We start from the raw sequence: 5,356 nt of genomic DNA, 5'->3' as shown, positions 1-5,356 counted from the left end.
AAATACCCCCGCCCCACCCCGCCCTCCCCCTTGCCCCCCACAAACGGGCGCCCCCCCCGCCCACCACCGGCTGGCCGCGATGGGCGCCCCCGGAGGTCGTCGCGGCCTTCACGGCCGCGGGCGTGCCCGCACCCTGGTCGCACCAGACCGAGACCGCCGAACTGGCCGCGAGCGGAAAGCACGTGGTCGTCAGCACCGGCACCGCCTCGGGCAAATCGCTGGGCTACCAGCTGCCGGTGCTCACCGCCCTGCGCCGGGATCCGAAGGCGACGGCCATCTATCTGTCCCCCACCAAGGCCCTGGGCGCCGACCAGCTGCGAGCGGTCTCCGAACTCACCCACGAGGGCGCGCTGCGCGACATCCGTCCCGCCGCCTACGACGGCGACACCCCCGCCGAGGTGCGGCAGTGGGTCCGCGACAACGCTCGCTGGATATTCACCAACCCCGACATGCTGCACGTGGGCATGCTTCGCACGCACCGTCGCTGGGCCCGCGTCTTTCGCAGACTCCGCTACATCGTGGTCGACGAATGCCACGCCTACCGGGGCGTCTTCGGTTCGCATGTGGCGCTGGTACTGCGCAGGCTGCGCCGCATCGCCGCCTGTTACGGAGCCGACCCGGTCTTCGTGCTCTGCTCGGCGACCGCCGCCGACCCGGCCACCGCGGCGTCGCGGTTGATCGGGGCCCCGTGCGCGGCGGTCACCGAGGACGGTTCACCGCGCGGCGCCAGGACCGTCGCCCTCTGGGAGCCCCCGCTGGTCAGCCGCACCGGCGGGGAGAACGGCGCGCCGATCCGCCGCGCGGCCACCGTGGAAGCGGCGAGGATCATGGCCGAGCTGGTGTCCGAGGGCGCCCGCACGCTGACTTTCGTGCGCTCGCGCCGCGCCGCCGAACTGGTCTCGCGGGAGACCCGCAGGCTGCTGGCCGAACGGGACCCGGCGCTGGTCGAGCGGGTGGCGGCCTATCGGGGCGGCTACCTCGCCGAGGACCGGCGCGCCCTGGAAGCCGCCCTGTCCGAGGGCGCGCTGCTCGGCGCCGCGACCACCAACGCCCTGGAACTGGGCGTGGACATCGCGGGGCTGGACGCCGTGGTCATCGCCGGTTTCCCCGGCACCGTGGCCTCGTTCCTGCAGCAGGCGGGGCGCGCCGGGCGGCGCACCCAGGGTTCACTGGTGGTGCTGGTGGCCACCGACGACCCGCTCGACACCTACCTCGTGCACCACCCGGACGCCCTGCTCGGCAGGCCGGTCGAGGCGACCATCACCGACCCGGCCAACCCGTACGTCCTCGGCCCGCAACTGCTGTGCGCGGCGGCCGAACTGCCCATCACCGACGCCGAGGCGGAGGCCTTCCAGGCCGTCGATGTGCTCGCCGACCTGGCGGAGCAGGGCCTGGTCCGGCATCGCCCCGGCAAGGGGCCCGGCTCCGGCCGCTGGCACATCACCGTGCACACCCATCCCCACGACGAGGTCGACGTGCGCGGCGGGATCGGCGCGCCGGTGATGATCGTCGACAGCGACACCGGCCGCCTGCTCGGCACCGCAGACGCCGCGCGCGCACCCGCCACCCTGCACCCGGGCGCGGTCCACCTGCACCAGGGCGAGACCTTTGTGGTGGAGGAACTCGACCTCGACGGCGGTGTGGCCTTCGTCCGCGAGGGCGATCCAGGCTGGACCACGACCGCGCGCTCACGCACCACCCTGGCCGTCGACGAGATCGTCGCCGAGCACGCCCACGGCGGTGTTGTCAGCGCGTTGGCGCAGGTCAGCGTGACCGGCCAGGTGACAGGCTATCTGCGCACCCGGCCCACCGGCGAGGTGCTGGACATGGTCGAACTCGACCTGCCCGCGCGCACCCTGCCCACCAGGGCCGTCCTCTATACCGTCGAGCCCGGGCTCCTCGCAGCCGCCGGCATCTCACCCCGCGAGCTGCCCGGCGCCCTGCACGCCGCCGAGCACGCCGCCATCGGCCTGCTTCCGTTGTTCGCCACCTGCGATCGCTGGGACATCGGCGGGGTGTCGACGGCCGAGCATCCCGACACCGGCCTGCCCACGGTGTTCGTCTACGACGGCCAGCCCGGCGGCGCGGGTTTCGCCGAGCGCGGCTTCGCCCGGCTCCGCCCCTGGCTGGCGGCCACACACGACGCCATCGCCGCCTGTGCCTGCGCTAACGGTTGTCCCTCCTGCGTCCAGTCACCCAAGTGCGGCAACGGCAACAGTCCCCTCCACAAGGCCGCGGCGATCCGGCTGTTGCGGGCGGTGGTCGACGCACTCGGCACGCCGGCCGGGCAGAGCCGGGAAGCGGGTCGCGGACCGGACATCGGCCCCGGGCCCGGCGGCTGCCCGGAGGCGGACGTGTAGCTGCCTGTGGGCTGGATCACCCCCCGCACGTTGGCCCGCGACCGCCTCCGGCGCACCTGCCCCGCTCGGGCTTCTCCGAATAAAACGGAATTTTTTCATGTTAACTACGGCATTGCCGATCATGCATACATGACCCTCGGCGGCCTCGAATTGAATTCGCGCAATGCGTTCCTAATCGGTACCGCGGCGCAATTATCGGCTCACCGCTATTCGATCATTCAGACCACCTCATCCCACTGTGGAACATTCCGAACCGGTCAGTCGTACTATTCCGCCGGGCCCGCCCGCGCGACCGCGCGCACAGTTCGCACACCCGGCAGACCGACGGTCACTTTCCGTTCCACGGCAAGCGACACCTGCCATTCGGTGACCTCGCAGGCACGCACCACCGCCGTCATCCGCCGCACCACCTCCGCTGCGGCGGCGCACGCGTCCTCCGCGCCGCCCTGGAGGGCGCCCGCGCCTGCCAGCGCCCCGAGATCCGCCGCCGCCTGTGCCCGATGCCGCGCGACCACCACCGCGCCGAGCCCGACGAACATCGAGGTGATCGCGATCAGCCCGGTCAGCGCGAGGCAGGCCGACACCGTAGCCCCACCGTGGTCACCGCCCCTGGCCACCGGCCACCCCCGGCTCACGCACCGCCACCGCCTCGGCCCGCAGCCGCACCGGCAACAACGGTGTACGCGCGGACACCTCGGCCACGATCAACTCTCCCTCCTGCCGTATCGCGATCTCGGCCTCCGGCGGCGCCACCCGCTCCGCCGCCGTCCTGGCCCGCGCGGAATCCCCGCGGGCCGCCAATCGGGCCGCCTCCCGTGCCGCGTCCACACACCGCACCTGCGCCGAGGCCGCGAGTACCGCCCCCAGGCACAGGGCCACGGCCACCACGATCGCCGCGACGCCGATCGCCGCCTCCACGGTCACCCCACCGTCGTCGGCGCGCAGGCGGCGCGCGAACCGCCCGCGCCGCCGCATCCGACCGCCCGGCCCCACCGGAGCGTCCACCCGCCCGCTCACACGCTGGTGTTCAGCGCTTTGTCGATGATCCCGGTCAGGGCGTCCACGATGGAGTCACCGGTCACCACCCCGTAGAGCACCGCCCCGAACGCGGCCGCCGCGATCGTGCCGATGGCGTATTCAGCCGTCGACATGCCGTCATCGGCGCGGGCCGCCCCGGCCAGCCGGGTCGCCAGCTTCCTGGCGAGGCTCCGCAGGACGTACCAGGCCTTCCGCCGCAGGGGGCGCGCACTCGTCCACCGCGCGGCCGCGAACGTGCGGGCGCGGGCGCCGCAGCCCGCGATCCGCTTCCCCGCCACCCTCCTCGGCCACTCCGTTCCGCCTCGACCGCGGGCAGAGCGCATGGGCCGTCGGGGCACACCGAGCACCGCGAGCAGACCGGTGGACCACGCCGTCACGACAGCGAGGCAGTCGGCCGGCATCGCCGTCCTCGTGCGGGACAACCGCCGGCGGGCCACGAGGCGCAACAGCCGGAGCCTGCGCCACACAGGGCGCCGTCCTCGCACCTGCTGCGGCACCTGCTGCGGCACCTGCTGCGGCATTGCGGCCTTCGCCGCTGCTGCCACTCCCGTGGGGTTCGACGGACTCGCCCCTGGGAGCCGCGCCTCGCACGGCGCGGACGACGTCGAAGGGGCGTCCGCGGCCGGGCAGCCGGGGGTGGCGGCGCAATCGCGGAATGGGGGCGAGCCGGCGGCGACCGTGGGCGAGTGTGCACCGATTCGGGGAGGACAGACGGACTTGCAGTGGTAGGCCGCGCAGAGGGCGTGGGCGGTTTCCGGGATCGGGGGCGGGGGTTCGGGCGCAGCCATGGGAAGCGGCTGGAGCGGACCGACCGGCGGCCTCCTCGGCGGGACGGGATGGTCGCCTCGCGCGTCGGAACGGGGCTGGGAGAAGGGCTGCGGCTGCGGCTGCGGCTGCGGCTGCGGCTGCGGCTGCGGCTGCGGCTGCGGCTGCGGCTGCGGAGAGAGTGGAGCGTTTTCGACTGGGATGGGAGTCATGTCCCCGGCGGAGGCGGCGGGCGCGGGAATTCGTGGGGGACGCCAGAAGAGCGGGATCGCCATGGACGGTCGGAATTCGGCGGCGGGGGTGGTCTGCCCGTGCGGGCTCTCGGATGAGGCGCTCGCGCCCACCACCCGCAGGTTGCGCGTCACCGGGGGAACGCTCGCGCGGCCGGACTCCCCAGGGGCACCCGGATGTCCGCGACCGGGCTCGGTCTCGGCGCGCGCGACGAGCGGGGCCTGACGCGCCTGCGGGGCGGGCTCGGTCTCGACGGACTCGACGAGCGGGGCGGGACCTACCTGTGGGGCGGGCTCGCGGGTGCGACCGGGCGGTTCCGCGCTGTGGTCCTCGTCGAGCGGACGGTCGCTTTGGGTGGGGTGCGGGCGGACGGGGCGGGAGTCGCCGGCGTGGCTGCGGCGGACCATGATTCGGAGGCCGAGCCTCGCGGATGCGCGGCTCGCCGAGTTGCTGATCTGCACGGACCTTCCTTCCTTGTGACGCGCGTGGGTGAGTCGGGACGTCGACGGCGGCATGCGCCCGGATTCCGGGAGGCGTCGAATCTCCACGCCGGAATGAGCGGCGCACACCGAGGGAGCGGAGGAGACGGTTGGGGACAGGGAGGGGCACGGGTACCGGGCGCGAGAGTCGCCACGGCCGAGGCCGCACACCGGCAACGGATGCGACGCCGCTGGACGCGGTAACGGAAGACGCTGCCCCCCGCACGCATTCGCCCGCGGCGACATCGGATGGGACGGCATCGGAGCGGACGACATCGCATGGGACGGCTTTCGTGCGCAGCCGGAAATCCACCCGACACTCGAACCGCGGAGGGCGATGAGGCGTGCGGGTGGCGGCTCGGCGAGGCGATCGGGATTCGCATGCCGCAAGCGTCGCGGAAGCGACCGGCTATCAACAGTGGCCGAGCGCCGATTGTGGACAACTCGGGGGCTGTGGACAACTCGCCGGGAAACTCGCCCCGT

The 5,356-nt window shown here is 73.5% G+C and carries 4 protein-coding genes; 1 reads left to right on the top strand and 3 read right to left on the bottom strand.

The window, feature by feature from the left end; translation table 11 throughout:
- The first annotated feature begins 2 nt into the window (after positions 1-2).
- On the top strand, positions 3-2,360 hold the full coding sequence (locus QH283_RS21815) for a DEAD/DEAH box helicase (protein WP_280504834.1): 2,358 nt from the start codon (positions 3-5) through the stop codon (positions 2,358-2,360).
- 266 nt (positions 2,361-2,626) lie between these two features.
- On the opposite strand, the gene QH283_RS21810 is transcribed toward QH283_RS21815, so the two are convergent.
- Genes QH283_RS21810 through QH283_RS21800 form a run of 3 tightly spaced genes read right to left on the bottom strand, consistent with a single transcriptional unit; the run spans position 2,627 to position 3,574 of the window.
- Positions 2,627-2,977 (bottom strand): Rv3654c family TadE-like protein, encoded by a 351-nt coding sequence (locus QH283_RS21810; RefSeq protein ID WP_280504833.1) that lies wholly within the window; start codon positions 2,975-2,977, stop codon positions 2,627-2,629.
- Entirely contained in the window at positions 2,961-3,335 is a 375-nt protein-coding gene (locus tag QH283_RS21805; protein ID WP_280504836.1) for a TadE family type IV pilus minor pilin, read from the bottom strand. The genes QH283_RS21810 and QH283_RS21805 overlap by 17 nt, the downstream gene beginning before the upstream one ends.
- A 38-nt stretch (positions 3,336-3,373) precedes the next feature.
- On the bottom strand, positions 3,374-3,574 hold the full coding sequence (locus QH283_RS21800; protein ID WP_280504835.1) for a DUF4244 domain-containing protein: 201 nt from the start codon (positions 3,572-3,574) through the stop codon (positions 3,374-3,376).
- Positions 3,575-5,356 lie beyond the last annotated feature (1,782 nt).

This window comes from Nocardia farcinica (assembly GCF_029867845.1).
Taxonomy (GTDB): Bacteria; Actinomycetota; Actinomycetes; order Mycobacteriales; family Mycobacteriaceae; genus Nocardia; species Nocardia farcinica_A.
The sequence above is the reverse complement of the archived record's forward strand: the minus strand, read 5'-3'. Positions and strand labels throughout refer to the sequence as shown.

What these genes read in the sequence shown, in the direction of transcription:
- QH283_RS21805 (WP_280504836.1), bottom strand. Translation starts at nt 3,335, where the DNA reads ATGCGGCGGCGCGGGCGGTTCGCGCGCCGCCTGCGCGCCGACGACGGT.